At 31.8% G+C, this 23321-nt stretch carries 18 protein-coding genes; 6 read left to right on the top strand and 12 right to left on the bottom strand.

What is annotated here, in order from left to right; all coding sequences use genetic code 11:
• Position 1: 1 nt before the first annotated feature.
• The 7 genes from BTO06_RS13020 to BTO06_RS12990 all read right to left on the bottom strand — a co-directional run bounded on the left by BTO06_RS13020 (position 2) and on the right by BTO06_RS12990 (position 11095).
• Positions 2 to 1615 carry an amidohydrolase gene (locus tag BTO06_RS13020; protein WP_100925725.1) on the bottom strand — a complete coding sequence of 538 codons (1614 nt, stop codon included), beginning with the start codon at positions 1613 to 1615 and terminating at the stop codon, positions 2 to 4.
• Entirely contained in the window at positions 1616 to 1984 is a 369-nt protein-coding gene (locus BTO06_RS13015) for a DoxX family protein (protein WP_100925724.1), read from the bottom strand. It lies immediately after the preceding gene.
• A gap of 9 nt (positions 1985 to 1993) precedes the next feature.
• Positions 1994 to 3445, bottom strand: a complete 1452-nt coding sequence (locus tag BTO06_RS13010; protein ID WP_100925723.1) for a M20/M25/M40 family metallo-hydrolase — start codon at positions 3443 to 3445, stop codon at positions 1994 to 1996.
• A gap of 85 nt (positions 3446 to 3530) precedes the next feature.
• The gene (locus BTO06_RS13005; RefSeq protein WP_100925722.1) at positions 3531 to 5045 is read right to left on the bottom strand and encodes an alanine/glycine:cation symporter family protein; all 1515 of its coding nucleotides are present in this window, start codon (positions 5043 to 5045) and stop codon (positions 3531 to 3533) included.
• Between the two features lie 102 nt (positions 5046 to 5147).
• Positions 5148 to 6293, bottom strand: coding sequence for a helix-turn-helix transcriptional regulator (locus tag BTO06_RS13000; protein WP_100925721.1), 1146 nt, complete (start codon positions 6291 to 6293; stop codon positions 5148 to 5150).
• 21 nt (positions 6294 to 6314) lie between these two features.
• Positions 6315 to 8090, bottom strand: coding sequence for a hypothetical protein (locus tag BTO06_RS12995; RefSeq protein WP_100925720.1), 1776 nt, complete (start codon positions 8088 to 8090; stop codon positions 6315 to 6317).
• A 5-nt stretch (positions 8091 to 8095) separates the two neighbouring features.
• On the bottom strand, positions 8096 to 11095 hold the full coding sequence (locus BTO06_RS12990) for a tetratricopeptide repeat protein (RefSeq protein ID WP_100925719.1): 3000 nt from the start codon (positions 11093 to 11095) through the stop codon (positions 8096 to 8098).
• A gap of 138 nt (positions 11096 to 11233) precedes the next feature.
• On the opposite strand from BTO06_RS12990, the gene BTO06_RS12985 reads away from it, so the two are divergent.
• Genes BTO06_RS12985 through BTO06_RS12975 form a run of 3 tightly spaced genes read left to right on the top strand, consistent with a single transcriptional unit; the run spans position 11234 to position 13861 of the window.
• Positions 11234 to 12007, top strand: coding sequence for a cell division ATP-binding protein FtsE (locus BTO06_RS12985; protein ID WP_100925718.1), 774 nt, complete (start codon positions 11234 to 11236; stop codon positions 12005 to 12007).
• A 12-nt stretch (positions 12008 to 12019) separates the two neighbouring features.
• The gene (locus tag BTO06_RS12980) at positions 12020 to 13126 is read left to right on the top strand and encodes a glycosyltransferase (protein WP_100925717.1); all 1107 of its coding nucleotides are present in this window, start codon (positions 12020 to 12022) and stop codon (positions 13124 to 13126) included.
• Between the two features lie 57 nt (positions 13127 to 13183).
• Positions 13184 to 13861 carry a glycosyltransferase family 2 protein gene (locus BTO06_RS12975; protein WP_157811862.1) on the top strand — a complete coding sequence of 226 codons (678 nt, stop codon included), beginning with the start codon at positions 13184 to 13186 and terminating at the stop codon, positions 13859 to 13861.
• 196 nt (positions 13862 to 14057) lie between these two features.
• On the opposite strand, the gene BTO06_RS12970 is transcribed toward BTO06_RS12975, so the two are convergent.
• From BTO06_RS12970 to gyrB, 4 genes are all read right to left on the bottom strand, one after another.
• Positions 14058 to 14543 carry a GNAT family N-acetyltransferase gene (locus tag BTO06_RS12970; RefSeq protein WP_100925715.1) on the bottom strand — a complete coding sequence of 162 codons (486 nt, stop codon included), beginning with the start codon at positions 14541 to 14543 and terminating at the stop codon, positions 14058 to 14060.
• Positions 14544 to 14631: 88 nt separating this feature from the next.
• Complete coding sequence (mdh, locus tag BTO06_RS12965) at positions 14632 to 15558, bottom strand: malate dehydrogenase (RefSeq protein WP_100925714.1); 927 nt, start codon at positions 15556 to 15558, stop codon at positions 14632 to 14634.
• 124 nt (positions 15559 to 15682) lie between these two features.
• The gene (locus tag BTO06_RS12960) at positions 15683 to 16696 is read right to left on the bottom strand and encodes a DUF6588 family protein (RefSeq protein ID WP_100925713.1); all 1014 of its coding nucleotides are present in this window, start codon (positions 16694 to 16696) and stop codon (positions 15683 to 15685) included.
• Between the two features lie 132 nt (positions 16697 to 16828).
• Positions 16829 to 18766, bottom strand: a complete 1938-nt coding sequence (gyrB, locus tag BTO06_RS12955; protein WP_100925712.1) for a DNA topoisomerase (ATP-hydrolyzing) subunit B — start codon at positions 18764 to 18766, stop codon at positions 16829 to 16831.
• Positions 18767 to 19813: 1047 nt separating this feature from the next.
• Between gyrB and BTO06_RS19010 the strand changes: the two genes are divergently transcribed.
• Complete coding sequence (locus BTO06_RS19010) at positions 19814 to 19957, top strand: DUF3103 family protein (protein WP_157811931.1); 144 nt, start codon at positions 19814 to 19816, stop codon at positions 19955 to 19957.
• 152 nt (positions 19958 to 20109) lie between these two features.
• Here BTO06_RS19010 and asnB read toward each other — a convergent pair whose 3' ends face one another.
• Entirely contained in the window at positions 20110 to 21771 is a 1662-nt protein-coding gene (gene asnB / locus BTO06_RS12950) for an asparagine synthase B (RefSeq protein ID WP_100925711.1), read from the bottom strand.
• Between the two features lie 361 nt (positions 21772 to 22132).
• Between asnB and BTO06_RS12945 the strand changes: the two genes are divergently transcribed.
• Both BTO06_RS12945 and BTO06_RS18560 read left to right on the top strand, forming a co-directional pair.
• Positions 22133 to 22315, top strand: coding sequence for a cellulase N-terminal Ig-like domain-containing protein (locus tag BTO06_RS12945; RefSeq protein WP_232731458.1), 183 nt, complete (start codon positions 22133 to 22135; stop codon positions 22313 to 22315).
• Positions 22316 to 23079: 764 nt separating this feature from the next.
• Positions 23080 to 23208 carry a glycoside hydrolase family 9 protein gene (locus tag BTO06_RS18560; RefSeq protein ID WP_198517083.1) on the top strand — a complete coding sequence of 43 codons (129 nt, stop codon included), beginning with the start codon at positions 23080 to 23082 and terminating at the stop codon, positions 23206 to 23208.
• Positions 23209 to 23321 lie beyond the last annotated feature (113 nt).

Genomic DNA, 23321 nt, shown 5'->3' with positions numbered 1-23321 from the left:
ATTAGTGCACTTTTTCTCCGTTTACGTAAGTCGATATAACTTTTGTATTCGGAACATTTTTAATATCAACTGTCATAATATCTTGATCAAGAATAACGAAATCAGCCATTTTACCAACTTCAATACTTCCTTTTTCATTTTCTTCGAAGTTTGCATAAGCATTCCAGATCGTCATTCCTTTTAAAGTTTCTTCTCGAGTTAATGCGTTTTCCATTTGGTATCCATTTTCTGGATAATTGTTTAAATCTTTTCTAGCAACTGCAGCATAGAAAGTTAAAAACGGACTTACTTTTTCAACAGGATAATCTGTTCCTAAGGCAACCTTTCCATAGGTGTTCAATAATGTCTTAAATGCATATCCACCTTTAATTCTTTCTTTTCCAACTCTATCTTCAGCCCAGTACATATCGGAAGTAGCGTGTGTAGGTTGAATTGAAGGAACTACATTTTTGAATAAATTAAAATCAGCTTTGTCTACAATTTGAGCATGTTCAATTCTCCAGCGTCTATTGGTTTGACCTTTTAAAACATCATGATAGGTTTTTAACATTAAATAATTTGCCGAATCACCAATGGCATGCGTATTCATTTGGTATTCTGAAGCTGCAATTTGTTTTGCAATTTCTCTGTAGCGTTCAGGAGAATATATTAAAGCTCCAAAATGATTGTGTCTGTCACTATATGGTTCTTTCATTGCAGCACCTCTCGAACCCAAGGCTCCATCTCCATAAACTTTAAATGATCGAATATTTAAACGATCTGTTTTAATAATACCTTTTTTGATGTAATAATCTAACTGTGGTTGTGTTGCAGAAACCATTGCGTAGATTTTTATTTTTAATGCTCCAGCTTGTTGTAAACTGTCAATCAATTCAATGTTTTCTTTCTCTAAACCAGCATCAACTACAGTTGTTAAACCATAAGAGAAATTAATTTTTTCCGCTTCTTTTAATGCTTCAATTTGTTCCTTTTTTGATGCAGCAGGAACTTTAACAAAATCCATTGCATTATCAATAAGCACTCCAGTTAGTTTCCCATTTTCGCGTATGAATTCTCCACCTTCTACAGTTGAGTTTTCTGTAATTCCTGAAATGTTAAGAGCTTTTTGATTTACCAACATTGCATGTCCATCAACACGAGTGATTGCAACTGGAGTGTCTGGAAAAAGTTCATCTAATTTTTCTTTAGTTGGAAATTTTTGCACTTCCCAATCATTTTGATCCCATCCACGTCCTGTAATAAAAGGAAGATTCTTTTCTTTTTGAAAAGCTACAATTTTTTCAAGGACTTCATCGTAACTGTTAGTTCCAGTAACATCTACTTTTTGAAGTTGTAAACCAAATCTAAAAAAGTGACAATGCCCGTCGATTAAACCAGGATAAACAGCTTTTTCATCTGCGTCTACAATGTTCGAAGAATTATATTTTTGATCAATTTCTTCATTTGTTCCAACCGCTAAAAACTTCCCATCTTTGATGGCAAAACTTTCTGCTGAAGCAAAGTCGTTATTTACGGTGTAAACTTTAGCGTTTTTTACAATAATATCAGCCTCTTGTTTCTGATTACAAGAGAATATGGTAACACTTAAAAGTGTTAATGTGATTAGTTTTTTCATTTAGGTTAATTCGTTTTGATATAAATACCAAGCCCAAGCAATAAGAAGGAATTGGATTAAAATTCTGATGTATGCGATTTTTTTAGTTTTCATCGCGGGTTTTTCTCTAGTTGCATCCCAAATATGAATGGGTAGAAAAACGAGCATAAGAATAAATATTCCCCAGGCTGAAATGCTTTCATAACCTTTTGTAAAAAGCCCAATTCCTAACACAAGTTCTACAAAACCAGAAATATACGTCACTAGTTTTTTAGGTAAGAAATCGGGGATTATTGGATTGTAAAAATTCGGTTTATAAAAGTGATAAAATCCAGCGAAAATCATCATTATAGCCATTAAAATTTTCAGTCCTAAGAATATGTATTCCATGCTAAATTATTAAGGTTTTACTTTGTCTTCTGTATACAAATATTTATCCATCAAATAGACTAAGCTTGCCATAGAAGCACTACCTAATTCTAGCTCACGTTTATTCACTTTATCAAAAGTATCAATACTCGTATGATGATAATCAAAATAACGCTGACTATCTGGTCTGTATCCAACTAAAGTAATTTCATCATTTTTTAAAGGACTAATGTCAGCACCGCTTCCACCTTTTAATAAATCATGTAATCCGTAAGGAGCTAATAATTTTTTCCAACTCTTTAAAAGTTGTGTGTTGTTTTCATTCGCGTCTATAGAAAAACCTCTAGGTGTATGTCCACCAGCATCACTTTCCAATCCAGCGACATGAATTTCATTGTTTTGTTTCGCTTGTTTAGCATATTCTTTAGCTCCACGAGTTCCGTTTTCCTCGTTCATAAAGAATACAATTCGAATCGTGTTTTTAGGTTTTATATTATTCTTTTTGAATAAGTATGCTACTTCTAAAGATTGAACGACACCTGTTCCATCATCATGAGCACCTTCACCTAAATCCCAAGAATCTAAATGACCACCAACAACAATAATTTTTTCAGGCTCTTCAGTTCCCTTAATTTCTCCAATTACATTATGAGATGGAGCATCTGGTAACGTTTTACAACTCTGCTTGAAATAGAATTTTAAATTAGGGTTGTCTTTTAAATCCTTACTTAAAATTTCGGCAGCTCTTGAACTAATTGCAGCTGCAGGAATGTATTGGTCTTGAGGAATATCTCCATATCCCATTGATCCAGTGTGCGGATAATCATCTATTCCGTTTGTCATAGATCTAACAATGACACCTTTTGCTCCAAATTCACTACAAACTCTTGCTCCAGAAAAACGTTGTCCAACACATCCTCCATAAGCATGAAAAGTATTAATTAAAGTGTTATCGAAAGCTCCATTGAAGAACACAATTTTATCTTTTAATTTATTTCCCATTTCTTTTGCCTCATCCAAGCTTTTTACTTCGATAACCTCGGCAGTTAAACCATTTGAAGGTGTTGCAATTGAAAATCCTAAAGCACAGATTGGAACATTTTTTTGTTTTCCATTTACGATGTAATTAGCTTCTTCTTTTTCTCCACGAACCCAGTGAGGAACCATCACAGGTTGTAGCCAAACAGAATCTAATCCGATATTTTTCATAAGCTTTTCTCCCCAAAGAACAGCTTTTGCGGCTTCTGGAGAACCAGATAAACGGCCTCCAATATTCTGAGTTAAATCGCGTAACCATTCGTATGATTTTCCTTCGGTTAACGCTGAATTAAAAAAGTGTTTAATGTTGGTACTGTCTTTTTTTTCATCAGTACTCAATACAGTTGAATTTACATTATCACTACTGTTTTTAGATTCTTTAGTATTAGAACAACTAAAGTTTACTATTGCAGACAATGATAAAAGAAGTATGGTTTTTTTCATTTTATTGATTGCATTATGAGGTACTAAAATTACGGTTTTATTTTTTCTTGCATTGAGTTTGACTGTATTATAAACACATTAGTTCCTATTGTTGATTTTGAATAATCTTACTTTTATATTTCTTCAGTTCTACAATAACTTTTGGAGCCAACACTACTAATCCAATCATATTTGGAACCATCATTGAAAATACCATAGCATCTGAAAAATCGGTTACTGCATTTAGTGTTGCAGCAGCTCCAACTACAGTAAACAAACAAAATATTATTTTGTAAATATTACCAGTTGCTTTATCTCGACCAAATAAAAATGTCCAAGCCTGATATCCGTAGTACGACCAAGAAATCATGGATGAAAATGCAAACAGAATAACAGCGATGGTTAAAAGATATGGAAACCAGGAAATACTGCTTTCTAGAGCTTTGGAAGTTAATATTGCGCCTTGCTCAAATGAAACAGCATTACCAGGAGTAATTTGTCCTGTTATTATCAAAGCTAGAGCTGTCATAGTACAAACAATTACAGTATCAATAAAAGGTTCTAGCAAAGCAACAAGTCCTTCGCTAGCGGGGTAATTTGTCTTTACAGCTGAGTGGGCAATTGATGATGAACCAATTCCAGCTTCATTTGAGAAAGCTCCTCTTCTAAACCCTTGAATCATAACTCCGATAAATCCGCCAGCAATTCCAGTTTGGTTGAATGCTCCTTCAATAATTTGAGAGAATGCATTCGGAAGTAAATTAAGGTTACTTATTAAAACTGTAATAACGGCAAGGACATAAACTACTACCATAATGGGAACAATTTTATCTGTAACGTTTGCAATTTTTTTGATTCCACCAATGATTACAATTCCAGCAAAAAGGGTCATGATTAATCCGAAAAGCCATCCTTTTCCGTAAATAAAACTTTGCGCTCCTCCAGTAACGTATTCAAACAGTTTAAAAGCTTGATTTACTTGAAACATGTTTCCACCTCCAAAAGATCCTCCAACACACATAATCGCAAAAAGTACAGCCATTATTTTTCCTATTTTTCCAAAACCAATTTCTGCGAAGCCTTTTGTCAAGTAATACATTGGTCCACCATAAACAGTTCCGTTATTGTCTATTTCGCGATACTTAACACCTAATGTACACTCGACAAATTTTGAAGCCATTCCGAGCAACCCGATTATAATCATCCAAAAAGTGGCTCCAGGTCCACCAATAGAAAGCGCAATAGCAACTCCCGCGATATTTCCTAAACCAACAGTCGCAGATAATGCCGCAGTTAAAGCTTGGAAATGAGAAACTTCACCATTACCTTCAACTTTAATTTTTTCTTTAATGTCTTCTTCATTCTGATTTGCTTCTAAAGCGTCATATTTACCTCTGATAATATTTATGGAGGTCATAAAACTGCGAATATTAATTCCGTTGAAATAAATAGTAAAATATAAAGCTCCAAAAGTTAGAATGATTAATACCCAAGGAATTTGAATCGAATCTGTTATTGGTATTTGATAAAGAATTGCATCTGTAAACCATGAAGTAGCATTATGAAAAGATTGATTAATTCGTTCATCTAAAGAATGATTTTGAAGTATAAGTAGTTTCATTTTTGTGTGTATTAAAATTGTTACACAAAAATGTTTTTAAACGGAAAGCGATAAAAGGTTGGCTTATGCTGTTTTTTAATTTAGCCTTGGTTAAGTATATAGTTAATCATGCTGAATCGTAGCAAATTCAAGGAGTTGATTATTTTTTGCGTAGGTAATTAATTGCCCTTTACCATCTGAACCTGATATATTGAGCACTTTTTTTATTTGATAAATATGAGTTTGAAATCCGTCTACACTTATATTCATAGCTTCTGCAATTTCTGTATAGGACTTTTGCTTTCCACAAATTCCTAGGTTAGCCAGTACTTCTTTTTGACGATCGGATAATTCTATTTTGGAAGAAGATTTAAGTTCGTCATGTTTCTTTTTAAGTGAGGTGATTTCCTTTTTTAAGAGCTTTATAGTATTCAGATGACTTTCATTTGCCACGATTAAGGTTTCGTTTTCTGATTCTAATTTATGATGTGCAAAAATACTTTCTTGGAGTTCTGATTGTTTTTCTTCTTTTTCTGCTAATAATTTCCAGCTGTATAGTAGAATTATAAACAACAGAACGAAAAGGAATTTGAATGAAATACTGGTAGTGATGCCTATTGCATTCCATATTTCAATGTTTATCCATTTAGAAGTAATTTCAATAGGAAAAATACGATGTGTTACCGCAACCACAATTAACAGGAATAAGGCAAATGTCGGTAAATACATAAATCGCATTTCACGATTGTTAAAAGCTTTGTTTAATTCTTGTAATAAAGCAAAGGCAACCACTAATGAAATAGGAATATCAATCAACCAAATAACATTGTTGCTTGCATTGCCATTTGTTCTTGTGAAAAAGGAAATTAAGAATACAGAGGCAATCATAACTAAAATTCCACCGAAAATTATAAATACCTCTTTATTCGAAAAGCGTTCTATGATTCTAATTACGATGTTTCTTTCTTCCTTGTGTTGAATTGAAGGAATAGATAAGAGTATGAATAAAGAATTCGCTAGAGAAAAGAAAACTCCAATACTGATAACTGTACTTGATGTTTGAGGGAAATTAAAAACCTGAGTTAATAAAATGTTCAAAGTAGCTCCAATGCCCCATGATAAAATAGCCAAAGCAAACCACATAATTCCTTCAACAGAATTAGATGCATAAATACTTTTTAATTTTTCTTTATGATAAATACGTTGGATTACGAAAAATGCAATCAAACAGACAATAGCGGTTATGAAATTGGAAATATTACTTAGCATACCTCCAAGTTACATTTTTTATTAAAACAATGCGTCAAACTTATAAATAATACCACCCAGTACTTGGATTCCTTGTGCATTGAAATTATTAAAAGTTTGATAATTGCTATTGGTTATATTATTGGCTCTAAGGAAAACAGAGAACAAATCATTAAAATGGTATCCCCCATCTAAATTTAAGTCTATGTACGCATCTAAATCTATTGCACTGGGAGATCCAGAAATATAAGTTGTTCCTTTTCGTGGTCCAACAAAATATAAGTTAGCACTTGCATACCAGTCTTTCTCTTTATAAGTAGCAAAAACATCACTTTTTAATTGAGGTAAATTCCAAGCTTCAGCCTGATTCCTCAAATCAAAATTGTTAAACTCTAAATTCATTCCCAAGTTTAAATGTCTAGAATAATCATAAGTAATTCCTCCTGAGAAGTAAATAGTATTCACATCGTCATACACAATACCAAATGAGTTTCCATAATCATATCCTCTAAAGAATACACCGCTAGGAAAAGAGTTTGTAGTACCATTTGAGTTAGATGGATTAGCAAGGAATAAAGCTTTGTCTTCTTCTTTTTTGAATCCAGCTTTTAGATCATAATTGATATTTCCGCTTAAAATTCCTCTAAAACCACCATAAGCATTGAATGCTTCACTACTTTGAGTAATGTTTAAAGTTGGAGATACATAAGGATTGCGAGAGGTGAAATTTTGATAAGAATTAACCTCTAAATCTCCAGTGATTCCTCCATAAATATTAGCAAATCTTTTGATGATTGGATAGTTGATTTCAATATCTGGATAAGCAAAGAATTTTCCTTCTGTATTTTCTAAATCAAAAGAGTAATAAGCTTTACCGCCTAATTTAATATCAAACTTTTTAAAAGAAAAGGAATAACTCGGATTAATGCCAGCTGTTGCAAAACCGTAGTTTGTTTCAACTAATGGGTCGTTGTAAGTTCTGGTAAATCCACCATTAATAAAGTTAATTGAAGTAGCAAGTTTTAAATCGTCAAGATTTAACCCAAATCTTCCTAAAGGAAATTCGAATAAAGCATCAATATCAGCATGCAGTTCATCAGACTCATATGTATCAGAGAAATAAGCAATAGAACCTTTTATTTCTTGTAAATCTCTGTCCGGAAAATGCACTGCTCCAAAAATATTATAGAATTTATGAGTTTGTGACGGATCAATAGAGTTTACAATTGGATCGATAAAATTGATGTTTTCAGGTAAACCATAGTAATTATATTTATTACGATAAGCCTTAAAACCTGCACTCCAATCATAATAGCGCATTTCTTGCTTTAAAAACAAATCAACACTTGCATTATAATAACTACTATTTAATCTGGTGTTTGCTACAGGTTCTGTTGAGGAAATGAAATTAATTTTTCCACCATATTCATATTCAAACCTACTGTTACTGTGAAAATATCCTTCGACGAAAGGAGTAGTATTATTCCCAAAACCTAAGGCCACGTAATTGTTAAATAATCGTTCTCGATCTCCTATGTCAATTCCTTTCAAAACACCACTTTTTGGAATATATGTTGAAATTACAGGGACTGATTTTATTTTATAGTCTAAAGGTTTTCTTTGAACCTTTTTAGATAATTCAATTACTGGTTTTCTTTTTATTTTAAATGCATCTGTTACTTTAGGAGCGTAAGATGTTACTACTTCTACTACTTCTGTTTTAATCGTATCTTTTGCCTTTTCAGTGTTGGGTTTGGTTTGAGCAAAAACGAAACCATAAGTCAACGTAAATACTGTTGTAACTATAAATCTTTTCATGAATTTTAATTTTGAGAATTGATAGATTCGTTTGTTTTTGCTTCTTTACTTTTTATTTTACTTAATTCGTTTTTAGCTTCTTCAACTAAATCTTTAAACTGAGAGAAGTTTTTTACAATATTATCTAAGATATATGTAGCTTGATAAGCATCTTTCAATTCGTAATAATTTTTAGCCATTACAATGTAGCTTTTTACTCCCCAGTATTTGTAAGTAGAATAATTAGCAATTAAGTTTTGAACTTCCTTATTCGAATCTTCAAAAGCATCTGCTTCATTTAAGAAGAAAGCTTTATAGTATAAAGTTTCTGCTTTCAATTCACCAGTTGCAGTATCATCTAACACGGAATAATATTCTTCTGCGGTAACAAAGTCTCCTGTTTTTATAGCCGATCTAGCAATATAAATTCTAGCGTCCTCAGCTACAATTTGGTCAATTTTCCCGTTCGTTAAAACTTTTTCTGCGTATTGAACAGTTTTTTCATATTCATTTTTGTTGTAGTAACCTTTCATTAAGTTACTTTGAGCAAAAATGACATTTTGACTAACGTTTGCTTCCTTTTCTAGTCTTTCTAACAGAGGAATGGCATCGTTCCATCTTTCTTTTGCTAGATAAATTAAACTTAATTTCGCTAAAGCTTCTTCTGAAAATTCGTTTTTTTCTTGGTTGGTGACGAATTGATAGTTTACAATCGCTTCATCCTTTTTACTATCATTGAATAGCAATTGACCTAAGTAAAAATGAGCCTTCAAAGCATGAATTCCTTTTGGGAAATCTCTTAAATAAGATTGAAATCCAGAAATAGCTCTACTAGTATCGTTTTCTAAATATTTATTCTCCGCGGCTTCATAACTAGTGTTGTCAATATCACTATTACTAACGTTTACAAAGTCAATATTTTTAACCCATTTCGCATATTCATTTACATTACCTTGATCAATATATACATTTCTCGCACTGGAAACTGCTTGTCGTGCTTCTCCTGAGTTTGGGTATTTTGAAACAACTTCCTTGAACCTTTGGAGAGCATTTTTATTGCTGCCTTCATTGTAGAATAATAATCCTTGACGTAATAAAACATTTGGAGTATAACTACTATTTGGATGTTCTTTCAGAATCTTATCATATGTTTTTTGCGCTTGATTCGATTCTCCTTTTGATGCGTAAATACTAGCCAATTCAAATAAGGCGTCATCTTTTAAATTAGAATCAGAAAAGTTTCCAATTAACTCATTAAGCGCTGTTATTTTTCCATTAGAATCTCCGGCTAAACCAGTACTCATTGCTCTTTGATATTGAGCATAATCTGAACCAACTCCACCTTCGTTAATTACTTTTTCATAAGCATTGATGGCTTCAGAATATCTTTTAGAAGCATAATATGAATCTCCTAAACGATTAGAAGCATCATCATTCAAGTCGTTATCATCTATACGTTGATTTAAAAAATCTTGAAAATACTTTGAAGAATTATCGTAATCTTTCATTTTAAAGTAAGTGTAACCAAGATTATAGTTTAAAGTCTTCGCATCTTTGAATTCTAAATTATCGATTGCGGTGAATGCTGATACTGCATTTTTGTAGTTTCCTAACTGGTAATTAGTTTCACCTAACCAATATTTGGCTTTGTTACTAATCGTGTCGTTTTTTGCATCTGTTGCAATTTCAAAACGAGGTAAAGCTTGACTTAATTTTTGTTCATTAAATAATTGAATACCTCTATAAAGAGAAACTTCGTTAGCAATATCACTATTTTTTGCGTTTTTGTTATTATTCAAATAATCGAGTGCACCTTGGTAATCTTGCTGATGTAAGTAAGAAGTAACCAATAAGCTTTCAATTTCTTGTCGATATTCTGAATCAGGATATTTTAAAATAAAAGCTTTTAAAACCTCAGGAACACTTTGGTATGGATTTCCTTCTTCATAACTCAATTTGGCATAGTTTAAATCAGCGTCAGAAGAAATTATCGGATCAAAATCCATTTCACTAGCATTCTTAAAAGCATTTAAAGCTTCATTTTTTTTGTCAACTTTTAAATAGCACACACCTAAGTGATAATAAGCATTTTGGGCAACGGTATTTTTCCCGTTAATGATTTTATTGAATTGACCAATTGCACTTTCATAATCTTCCAATTTGTAGTAAGAAAATCCTAAATAATAGTAATCAGTATTAGTCCATTTTCCGTTTTTACCCTCGTATTGATTTAAATAAGGAACTGCTTGTTCATATTTCTCAAGGTTGAAATAACTTTCGCCTATAATTTTACAAATGTCAGATTTTTGTTTTTCCTCAGCTTTAGGTAAAATCTTCTCACCGATTTGAACTGCTTTTTCAAATTTTCCTCCTTTAAAAGCCATATCCAATAGATAATAATTGGCTTTTGATTTATAAGTTTCGTTATCAGCTAGTTGTGCTAAGTTGTCTTCGGCTTCACCAAAGTTTTGTTGTTTGTAAGAAATAAATCCATAGAAATAACGAGCATCTGTACCATATCGTGGATCACCTAATAGTGGTGCAAAACGAGCTTTTGCATCTTTCAGATAATTTGAAACTAAAAGTGCATATCCCATTTTATAGTTCAGTTCTTTTTGCTCTTCTTTGTTGAGTAGTTTTTCATCAACTCGCTGATACCATTTTAAAGAATGAGAAGCTTTTCTATTGGCAAAATAATAGTTTCCAACGTTTAAAAAAGCTTTTTCTTTTTTACTACTGTAAGGGTGTTTCCGAACAAAATTTAAAACTTGTTCGTCTGCATCTGTCTGATTTAACTTAATTGCACACATTGCATCGTAAAAATCAGAATCTGTTTTAACATTTACTTTAGTTGTATTTTTAGAAACTTCCCTGAAAATTCGCTGAGCACCAGAGTATGCTTTATTATTATATAAAGTAACGGCTCTGTGGTATTGCGCATCAATATTAGTTTGAAATTCAGTTTTTTGAGCCCAAGTATTTGAAATACTTATAAAGGAAAAAAATATGATGAATATATATCTCATACGTTAAATTTATCTTTGTTCGTTGTTCCCAAGAGAAATAACGCTATTTTTTTTATTTTGTTTGATATTTCCGCTTCAAAAATAAAAAAAGTGGTTAAACTGAATAATAAATAATAGATTTGTAAAAATGACATTTTTATGAAGCAACCTATACTGCACCTAGAAAATGCAGATATTTATCAGAGAGACATGTTAGTACTATCGAAAATTAACTTCACTTTACGTAAAGGAGAGTTTTATTATTTGATAGGAAAAACAGGTAGTGGTAAAAGTAGTTTGCTAAAAACCTTATACGGAGATTTAAGATTACAACGAGGTTTAGGAAGTATTGTTGGTTTTGATTTAAAGAAAATGAAAGAGAAGGATATTCCTTTTCTTAGAAGAAAAATTGGAATCGTTTTTCAGGATTTTAAATTACTAAATGATAGAAATGTTTTTGACAATTTAGACTTTGTATTAAAGGCGACGGGTTGGAAAGATAAAGATGAGCGAAAGGATAAAATTTATGAAGTTCTAAATAAAGTAGGAATGAAAGAAAAGTACTACAAAAAGACTTTTGAACTTTCAGGAGGAGAGCAGCAGAGAGTTGCTATTGCTAGAGCTTTATTAAATGATCCAGAATTAATTCTAGCAGATGAGCCAACAGGGAATCTTGACCCAAGAACTTCACTTGAGGTTATGGAGTTGTTAAATGAGATTCATAAAAGTGGAAAAACTATTTTCATGGCGACTCACGATTATCAATTGATTGTTAAATTCAGACAGAAAACTGTAAAGTGTGAAGGAGGTAAATTGTTTGAAGTAGTTCAGCAGCAGCCTAAATCAAAAGTGGTTGAGAAAAAAGTTGAGCCCGAAAAACAAGAAGAAACAACGAAACCTAATGAACCTTCATCATCTGCGGAATCAAATTAAAATTTATAAAACTTGCCAAAAAAGAAACGAGTTTTTGTTGCAGTAACTAATGATATTTCTACTGATCAAAGAGTACATAAAGTTTGTGTCTATTTGGTAAATAAAGGTTTCGAAGTTTTTGTTTACGGTCGAGTTTTGCCGAATACAATTCAAGTAAGTAGAACATATACAATCTACAGAAAAAAGCATTGGTTTAACCATAATTTTATTTTTTATGCTGAGTATAATATTAGGTTATTCTTTCGATTGCTTTTTTATAAAACGGATTATATTTTATCAAACGATTTGGATACGTTGCCAGCTTGTTTTTTTGCTAATAGATTAAAACGAAAATCTGAATTAATTTATGATAGCCATGAATTATTTTCAGAAGGTCCAGAGTTACAAGGTAGAAAATTCGTTAAGACATTTTGGAGGAAATTAGAAGATTATTTTCTTCCAAGAATTAAGAAATCATACACAGTGAGCCAATCTATTGTTGATTATTATAATAAACGGTACAACAATAATATGGGGCTTATAAGAAATATTCCTTTGTTATATAGAACTGTTAAAAAAGAGAAAGTATGTTTTCCAACTAAAAATAAAGTTGTTTTATATCAGGGAGTTTTAAACCCTGGAAGAGGAATAAAGCTGATGATACAAGCCCTACATTTTTTAAAAGATGTTGACTTGGTAATTATAGGTTACGGTAAAGTAGAAGAGGAGTTAAGTAAATTTGTTTCAGAAGAATGTATGGAAAAAAGAGTTCATTTTTTAGGAAGAGTGGCTCATGATATTTTACCAAATTATACTCAAATTGCGGATATTGGAATGGTTTTAGAAGAACCGTTAGGTAAGAGTTTTGAGTTTTCTTTACCGAATAAATTATTCGATTATATACATGCTGAATTACCAATAATTTCTGGTAATTTGATTGAAATTAACAGGATTGTTAATACTTATAAAGTTGGTGTTGCTGTTAACAATTATAGTCCAAAAGAAATAGCAAAAACAATTGAATCTATTCTTTCCGATAAAGAATTGTACAGAAAGATTAAAGAAAATCAACGAAATACTAAGACTGAATTATGTTGGGAGAATGAAGAGAAAAAATTAGACGATTATTTCATAAAATAAAGTAATATAAAACCGAAAGTTACCATAATAGTACCATCATATAATAATCTGAATGCTTTGAAAAATTGTATTCAAAGTATACTATTACAAAGTTATCAGAGTTATGAGGTTGTGATTATAGATGGTGATTCCACTGATGGAACCAAAGAATTTCTTCAAAGCTTAAAACGACCATTTAATTACATCTCAGAAAAAGATTCTGGAATTTATGATGCAATGAATAAAGGGATTAGAAAAGCTAGAGGAGAATGGTTATATTTTTTGGGAACTGATGATGTATTTAGTAATGAATATGTTTTAGAGAAAGTTTTTCAAAAAAGTATTCAGGATGAGCAATTACTTTTCGGAGAGATACAATACCAAAACGGGTTGAAATTTAAATCTAGTTTCTCAAGAAAGTTGTGGTACAAAAACACATTACATCATCAATCAGCTTTTTATAGAAGAAGTTTATTTTCGAAAACTAGATTCGATACTAATTTGAAAATATTAGGAGATTACCAGTTAAATTTAAAGTTATTTAAATCAAAGGTTTCTTTTGAACAACTTTGTGTGGTTGTAGCAATCTGTGGAGAAGAGGGAGTTTCAAAGAATTATAATTGGAATTTATATAAAGAGGAAATTCAATTAAAAGTTGGGTTAGCTCCAATATTAACAAAGCCTTTTTTTTGTGTTTTAGGAATCTTCAAGTTTGTTTTTAGAAAACTTTATAACAATAAACCCGCTTCAAGTTGAAGCGGGAAATTGCTATGAAAAACTATGAAAAAGAAACTTTAAATACGTCTCTTTCCTTAAAGACGAGTAATTTCCAAAAGACTTACACATGTTATGATATTTTTAACATTTTCACAATGATTTTATGAAAGTTTATAAAATTGTAATGTCAAATATCAGGAGTGTTTTATTTAAACAGTTATAAATAGTGTGATTTTTATTCAAGTTTTTTAAGCATCCATACATTACAACTTGAATGACCTGAATCTCCTAATTGTTTATCGATAGTTATAAATCCTGATTCTTCATACATTGAAATAGCTTTTGAAAAATGGGGTAAACTTTCAAGATAAATATGAGTATATCCTAGTTCTTTTGCAGAATCAATACTCCTGAGCATTAATTCTTTTCCGATACCTTTTCCTCTGGCTTTATCTGAAATATAGAATTTTACCAGTTCGCAATAACCCTTATCAAGACCTTCTGTTGGAAAAATCCCACAACATCCAATAGCTTCATTGTTTGCCTCGGCAACCCATAAGACTGAATTTGATTCTTGAAATAGTTCAAAAAGAGTATCTGTTGAGCTATCTGAATATACTGTTCCAGTTCTCGGGGCGTCAAATTCTTCAATAACACCTCGTATCATTTTTGCTAAATAATGATTGTCTTGTTGTTCAACTTTTCTATATAAAATATTCATTATAGGTAAAATTTTAAACTAAGATAAAACCAAAAAAGCAATCTCTAATTTGAGATTGCTTTTTTATATATGTGAAATGAACTTAGGATTAAAACTCTAAGTTCGAATTATTGTTTTTAACTGCTTCTGCAGATGCAGCTAAGTGTTCTTTTTCAGAAGTACTTAAGTTAATTTCAACGATTTTTTCAATACCGTTTCTTCCTAGAACAACAGGAACTCCAATACATAAATCAGATAATCCATATTCACCATCTAATAGAGCAGAACATGGGTAGATTTTCTTTTGATCACAAGCAATTGCTTGAACTAATCCAGAAACAGCAGCTCCAGGAGCATACCAAGCAGAAGTTCCTAATAATCCAGTTAATGTAGCTCCACCAACTTTGGTATCTTGCTTTACTTGCTCTAATCTTTCTTCTGATAAGAATTCAGAAACAGGAACAGAGTTACGAGTAGCTAAACGAGTTAAAGGAACCATTCCTTTATCAGAGTGCCCTCCGATAACCATACCATCAACATCAGAAATTGGAGCTTCTAAAGCTTCAGCTAATCTATATTTGAAACGAGCAGAATCTAAAGCGCCACCCATTCCAATGATTCTATTTTTAGGTAAGCCAGTTGTTTTGTGAACTAAATAAGTCATTGTATCCATTGGGTTTGATACAACTATGATAATTGTGTTTGGAGAGTGCTCAATTAAACTCGCAGAAACTGATTTTACAATTCCAGCATTAATCCCTAATAACTCATCACGAGACATTCCAGGTTTACGAGCAATTCCAGAAGTAATTACACAGATATCAGAACCAGCAGTTTTGCTATAATCTCCAGTTGTTCCAACAATTTTAGTATCGAAACCATTTAAAGATGCAGTTTGCATTAAATCCATTGCCTTACCTTCAGCAAATCCTTCTTTAATGTCAACTAAAACTACTTCTGAAGCGAAATCTTTAATAGCGATGTACTCAGCGCAACTTGCACCTACAGCACCTGCTCCTACAACTGTTACTTTCATTTTATATATATTTTATTGAAAATTATTAATAAGATGCACAAAAGTAGCTATTTGCCTATTCATATAAAAGTAAAAGCACTTGGAAATTTCCAAGTACTTTGGTTTATAACAAGAAATTAAATTTTTATCTAAAACTAAACGCTATTCCGGCATTAAAGGAGCTAAATTCTTGGGCAGAGTAACTTCCAAAAAGTTTAAAGAATCCTAGACTTAAACGAACTCCAATTGTTGCATTAAAGCTCCCCGCATCACTTGAAATTGATAAAGGATTTGAAACTGTTTCTTGAATTCCAGGGCCATATGATAACGTGTAATCTCCTAACATGTTTAAATCTGAGTTTCCACTATTATATCCAACACCTCCATATACATTTATTATTGGAAAGTTCAAAGACGCTAAGGCTTGAAAAGTATACGCATTTAGTTTAAACTCAGCAGAAGCGTTTTGAGTTATTACTCCTACTCCATCGGAAGATGTGTTCCCAATTTCATAATCAGCGTTCATACTGGTGTAAGCAGCAAGAAGAGAAACATGAAGAGGTGTTTTGTCTAGTGGTCCGAACCAATTTGTGATTTCTTTCTTTAAACCAATTCCGAATAATCCTGCTTTAAAGTCATCATTACCAATCTTTGGAACAAATCTTGCTATGGCTTCTAGTTTAAAGGGTAAACCTAAACCAACCTGAACCATTGCAGAGGGAACCATCCCAATAGGTAAATCATCTTTTATTCCAGAAGGCATCTCAAACGTTACAGAAACATTTTGATCGGAAACTGTTCCATTATAAGTTATTTCGGCAGGTGTAATGTTGTTGTCGGCACCAAGGGTTGGTGTAGTAGGTTGGTTAAACGTTGTTACATTTGATAAACCTATATCCGCAAGATTAAAAAATTGTTCTTTTTCAGGGATAATAGAACCACTTGCGCTTATTGTGATATCAAAACCAAATTTCTTATGAACTTTAGCTGTATGGTACCATCCGTTGTTTATGTTGAAAATAAGAGCTTTAGTTCCAGGGTTGACGTATGCGTTAGTAAGTTTACCTGCATCATCTCCCGCTAGTAAAATTGTTTCAAGTTCTTGACTTGAAACATTCAAACTTGAGATTGCAATTATTAGAAGTATCAGTTTTTTCATATTATGTTTTTATTGATGAGTTCAATAAATGTATGAAAATATTAACGAAAAATGAATTTTACAAAGGAGGATTTTAACTAAAAAGCCTCTGTATTTTTACAGAGGCTTTAAGAACTTTATTTAAAAAATTGATTATGCATCGATGTTTGCATATTTCGCATTCTTCTCAATAAACTCTCTACGCGGAGGTACTTCGTCTCCCATTAACATAGAGAAAATTCGGTCTGCTTCAGTCATGTTATCGATGGTAACTTGACGTAATGTTCTAAACTCAGGATTCATAGTTGTATCCCATAATTGTTCAGCATTCATCTCTCCGAGACCTTTATAGCGTTGAATAGTAGCTCCACCGCCCATTTTTTGGTTAATCAAATCACGTTGGTTATCGTCCCAAGCGTATTCTCTTTTTTGTCCTTTTTTAACTAAATAAAGTGGAGGAGTAGCAATATAAATATAACCTTGTTCAACCATCTCTTTCATGTAACGGAAGAAGAATGTTAAGATTAATGTTGCAATATGAGATCCATCTACATCGGCATCACACATAATTACTACTTTGTGATAACGTAATTTAGTTAGGTTTAAAGCTCTTGGATCTTCTTCTGTTCCAATTGTAATTCCCAATGCGGTGAACATGTTTTTGATTTCCTCGTTCTCAAAAACTTTATGTTGCATTGCTTTTTCAACATTTAAGATTTTTCCTCTTAATGGTAAAATAGCTTGAAAATTACGATCTCTTCCTTGTTTTGCAGTTCCACCTGCCGAATCTCCCTCGACTAAGAAAATCTCACATTGTGCAGGATCTGTTTCAGAACAATCAGATAATTTACCAGGTAAACCACCAATACTCATTACAGTTTTACGTTGAACCATTTCTCTTGCTTTACGAGCAGCGTGACGTGCTTGTGCAGCTAAGATTACTTTTTGTACAATAGTTTTTGCATCGTTTGGATTTTCTTCAAGGTAATCCGTTAACATTTCAGAAACTGCTTGTGATACAGCTGAAGTTACTTCTCTGTTTCCTAATTTTGTTTTTGTTTGTCCTTCGAATTGAGGTTCTGCAACTTTTACAGAGACAATAGCCGTTAATCCTTCCCGGAAATCATCTCCAGATATTTCGAACTTTACATTCTTCAATAATCCAGAATTATCCGCGTATTTTTTTAATGTACCTGTTAATCCTCTTCTAAAACCTGATAAATGTGTACCTCCTTCGTGAGTGTTGATATTGTTTACGTATGAATGAAGATTTTCGGCATAAGAATCATTATAAATCATGGCAACTTCAACTGGAATTCCATTTTTTTCTCCTTCCATTGAAATTACATGTTGAATAACAGGCGTACGAGTATTGTCAAGATATCTTACAAATTCAGATAATCCTTCATTACTATGGAAAGTCTCAGAAATGTTATTTCCTTCGTCGTCTTGATTACGCTTGTCAGTTAAAGTAACGGTAATCCCTTTATTCAAATAAGCAAGTTCTCTCATACGAGCAGCTAAGGTGTCGTAATTGTACTCTGTAGTTTGCTGGAAAATAGATTTGTCTGGAGAAAATGTAACTTCAGTTCCAGTGATATCAGTTTCACCAACAGTTTTTACTGGGTATAATGTTTTACCTCTTTCGTATTCTTGTTGCCATATTTTTCCGTCTCTATGAACCGTAGCTTTTAAATGATCCGAAAGTGCATTAACACAAGATACACCAACTCCGTGCAGTCCACCAGATACTTTATAAGAATCTTTATCGAATTTACCTCCAGCTCCAATTTTAGTCATAACAACTTCTAGGGCGGAAACTCCTTCTTTCTTGTGAAGTCCTACGGGAATACCACGGCCATTATCTCTAACAGTTATAGAGTTGTCTTCATTAATGTCTACCGTGATAGTATCACAGTGTCCTGCTAATGCCTCATCAATGGAGTTGTCAACAACTTCATATACTAAGTGATGTAAACCTCTTACACCTACATCTCCAATATACATGGAAGGACGCATTCTTACATGCTCCATTCCTTCTAGCGCCTGAATACTATCGGCAGAATAATTGTGCTTTTTTTCTTCGCTCATGATTTGAGTTTTATGTCTTTTATGTTTTATATCTTTTTAACGGTTATCATTTACACTAGGGAAATGTGTTTAAAATGATAACGGTTCCCCCACAAAAAAATCGCCACTGGAGCGAATTAATAACGGACAAACTTACGATTTTTTATCGATGAAATATAATTTTTAAGCGTTTTTATATGTTATTTATCAACAATTATTTAAAACTTAAAAATGGCTTAAAACGCTTAAAAAGGGTTTTAAATTAAATTCTTTATTAAATTTATAGTGTTGGCTGTTTGTAAAAGTAAGATTTTCCTTTAAATCGTTTTAAAATGGATTTTGGTTAAGCGATAATAATAAATTAATGATTGGTGTTAAAAAGATATTTAACATGTTAAAAATAGATTTTCATTGTTGTTTTATCATTGTTTTTAATATTATTCTAATCTAAGAGTAAGTTTCTCCCGGAATTTTTAGTAGGTATTTTTACATCATCTGTATTACCGAGTTGTAGTAATTCACAAGAATGAAATAATTAATAAGAAAACAGTTTCTTAATATCTAAAAACAAGTAGATAAAATGGAAATTGCTTTCTAATAAAATTGATTTATTGAAAAACCAAGATTTTCAATGTAAAATTACTACATCTTTTAGAACATTGGAAGTCTAGTATGGTCTTATCAAAAGTCCTTAAGCTAATTTCTGATTTGTAGGAACATTGACTTCTTATCAAAATTTATCTCAGATAAAAAGAATGACTATTCAATTATTCTGTTTTCTTTCGCTCCAGAAGAAGACATTAAAACGTAATCCCATATTTAGATTTTAACAAATTTACTGAGATTTTTCTCTAGGTACGAAGTTCCAGAATAGCCAGTTATTATTAAGTGTATAAATGATTTTGAAAGGTTGAAAAGGTAGGTAAAGTTGATGAATTCTTTTTTAATCAAGTCTGCTGATAATTTTCAAGAAATTTAAATTATACTAACGTGTCATTTAGATAATGATGTTTGTGATTATTAATCTCAAGTTGAAATTATTCAAATACCTGAAAAAAAGGTGATAAAATCTGTAAAGATTTAATTTTAGTAATTATTAACGGAGTTTTTTTAAATAGTTGGTATACAAGTTACGATGATTACGTTGATTCTTTTTACAAAATTGAAAAGAATAAGAATTACAAAAATCATAATGAATCAGGCGGTAATTAGAAAGTAAATTTATCTTCATTTTTACGTTATGTCTAACTAGTAGGAAAAGTTGTCTTAAATAAGAGTCTTACATTTTTGTAAACTTTTTCTTAATCATAAAATCCTGCACGAGGCAGGATTTTAACACAACTAAAATTTAAAAATTCTGCATATTAGTATGCATCTTCATGAACCATTTTTATGGCTCTTCCACTAGGTTCATTCTGATTTTTAAAGCTCTCATCCCAAGCAAGTGCTGTTGGTGTGCTACAAGCAATTGATGGCACAGATGGTACAGTTAAAGCTGCCGTTTCACTCGGGAAATGCTCCTCAAATATTGAACGGTAATAATATTCTTCTTTAGCCCTTGGAGTTTGAATTGGGAATCTATGATGAGCACTACGCATCATTTCATCCGTAACTTCAGTTTCCACTAATTCTTTTAACGTATCAATCCAGTTGTAACCAACGCCATCAGAGAATTGCTCTTTTTGTCTCCAAGCAACACTTTCTGGCAGATAACTTTCAAAAGCTTTTCTTAGAACCCATTTTTCCATTCGTTCACCGTTAATCATTTTATCTTCTGGGTTTATGCGCATCGCTACATCCATAAATTCTTTGTCTAAGAAAGGGACTCTTCCTTCGATTCCCCAAGCCATTAAACTTTTGTTGGCTCTTAAACAATCATATTGATATAGTTTGTCTAGTTTACGTACAGTTTCTTTATGGAATTCCTCTGGATCTGGAGCTTTGTGGAAGTATAAATATCCTCCAAAAATTTCATCAGCTCCTTCTCCTGATAAAACCATTTTTATTCCCATTGATTTGATTACTCTTGCCATTAAATACATCGGAGTTGAGGCTCTAATCGTTGTAATGTCGTATGTTTCAAGGTTGTAAATAACATCTCTAATTGCATCTAATCCTTCTTGAATTGTAAATGTGATTTCATGATGAATTGTTCCAATATGGTCTGAAACTTTCTTAGCAGCTGCTAAATCTGGTGAACCTTCTAATCCGATGGAGAACGAGTGTAATTGCGGATACCACGCTTCTTCTTCATCTCCGCTTTCAATTCTTTTTGAGGCATACTTCTTGGCAATTGCAGAAGTGATTGAAGAATCTAACCCTCCCGATAACAAAACACCATAAGGTACATCACTCATTAGTTGTCTGTGAACCGCGGCTTCAAGAGCATCGCGCAATTCATCGATGCTAGTTTGGTTATCTCTTACCGCTTCATGATCCATCCAATCTCTAGAATACCACCGTTGTAATCCGTGTTCTCTAGTGTAATAATGTCCCGGAGGAAAAACTTCAATTTTATTGCAAACCCCTTCTAAAGCTTTTAATTCAGAAGCAACATAGAATGTTCCTTTTTTGTCCCAACCCATGTATAAAGGAATAATTCCCATGTGATCACGAGCAACTAAGTATTCATCAGTTTTAGCGTCATAAACTGCGAAACCAAAAATTCCGTTTAAATCATCTAAAAACTCTTCACCTTTTTCTTGATATAAAGCTAGAATTACTTCGCAGTCAGATTTAGTCTGGAAATCATATTTTCCTTCAAACTGTTCTCTTAATTCTTGATGATTATATATTTCTCCATTTGCAGCTAGTACAAATCTTCTGTCTTTACTAAATAAAGGTTGTTGTCCAGATGTTGGGTCAACTATGGCAAGTCTTTCATGAGCCATAATTGTTTTATCATCACTATAAACTCCACTCCAATCTGGACCTCTATGACGAATTTTTTTCGCCATTTCTAGTAGTTGAGGTCTTAACGACTCAGACTTTTCTTTTAAATCAAACGCACATATAATTCCACACATAATATATAGTAATTTTTAATTTATTTTTGTTTTAATTATGGTTCAAATTACCTGAATATACCTTTATATAAAAACTAAAAAGTTTATTTTAATTTCATATTTAAACTTTTATTGTCATTTTAGTTTTTTATTATAATTTTATAAGTCGATTTGTATGATTTGAATTAATATTTGATATTTTTTGATAATATTTTAGTCGTATTTCATAAGAATATTCTAAATACATTAGACTTAAATGAAACCTCTAAATAGATATATGCTACTTATATCTGTTGTGTTTATATCGTGTGCATCGGGTACTTAAAAAATTGAACTTTCTATTCGATATAATCAAATAGGATATGTTGAAAATAGACCAAAATTGATTTCGGTCGTTTCTAATAATGAGCTTGATAAACTTTCATATGTAACTAAATATGTCTCAGGAAAGGAAATTATGTCTGGAGAAACAGGTAAAGGTTTGTTATGGAAAGATTCTGGAAAGTATGTTCCAATACTTGATTTTAGTTCAATAAATAATGAAGGGAATATGAAATACTTGTAGGAGAGAATAAAATGAGATTTTGAGTACAAAGTAACTCTTATTAGGATTTTGCTGATGCTCTATTTAAATATTATAATTTAAATCGTTGTCCAATTGAATTAGAAGAGAGCACGCTGATCAATCTAATAGACCTGTTAGTTTAAATGATAATGTGGTTAAAATTCATAGTTACTCCGTTAGAAAAGATATAGCAGAAGGAACTGTTACTTCTGCGTTAAAGGTTGGTTTGATGCAGGTGATTAGATTAAGTTGGTCTCAAATAGCAGAATCAATACTCATACTTTAATACATGTTTTTGAGAATTATAATTAGTTTTAGAGCTCTAAATAATATTATATTGCCTGAACCAGGCAACAATTTTCCAGATGTTCTAGATGAAGTTATTTGCAATTTAGACTATAGGATATTGTCTTTACAAAACCTATTTAATCGTGCGGTTTATTTTAAACTTACAGGATTAAAATTTTTAGGAGTGATTATGCCTCATGAAATTAATTTGGAAAGATTCGTGTTCTAAAAAAGCATTTTTGCTGCTTTAAATTTGTCGTTAGCAGATTTAATTGTGTCAATAGTTTTTCTAAGCTTGAAGAAAAAAAAGTAAAAAGTGAAACTGTTGGAAGCACCTTAAAAAGCTTGTAATATTACTAATGATGTTGACCATTTTGATAATGTGTTTGTTGGATTAGATTATTTATTAAGGAAAAAGGGAATGAGAGCCTTTTATTTAACTGAACAGCAAAATAAGTATGAAAAATTTTAGTATAATGCTAGCAAAATCATATTCTGATACTGCGTGGTCCTATACTTCTAGTGAAGGAGCAATCAACTGGAATGCACCATTGGTGAATGTTGTAAATGCACTTCAATATTATCAAACAAAAAATTTTAAATAAATATTTGTTTAGATAAAAATGACTTTATAACTTTGTTGCAAATGAAAACAATACAATTAAATAACTGGTGGTGGAAATCTCATAACTTACGTTAGTGAGACCATCTTGTTATA

The organism is Tenacibaculum sp. SZ-18, assembly GCF_002813915.1.
Taxonomy (GTDB): Bacteria; Bacteroidota; Bacteroidia; order Flavobacteriales; family Flavobacteriaceae; genus Polaribacter.
Note: the sequence above shows the minus strand (reverse complement) of the source record. Positions and strands in the feature narration are given on the sequence as shown.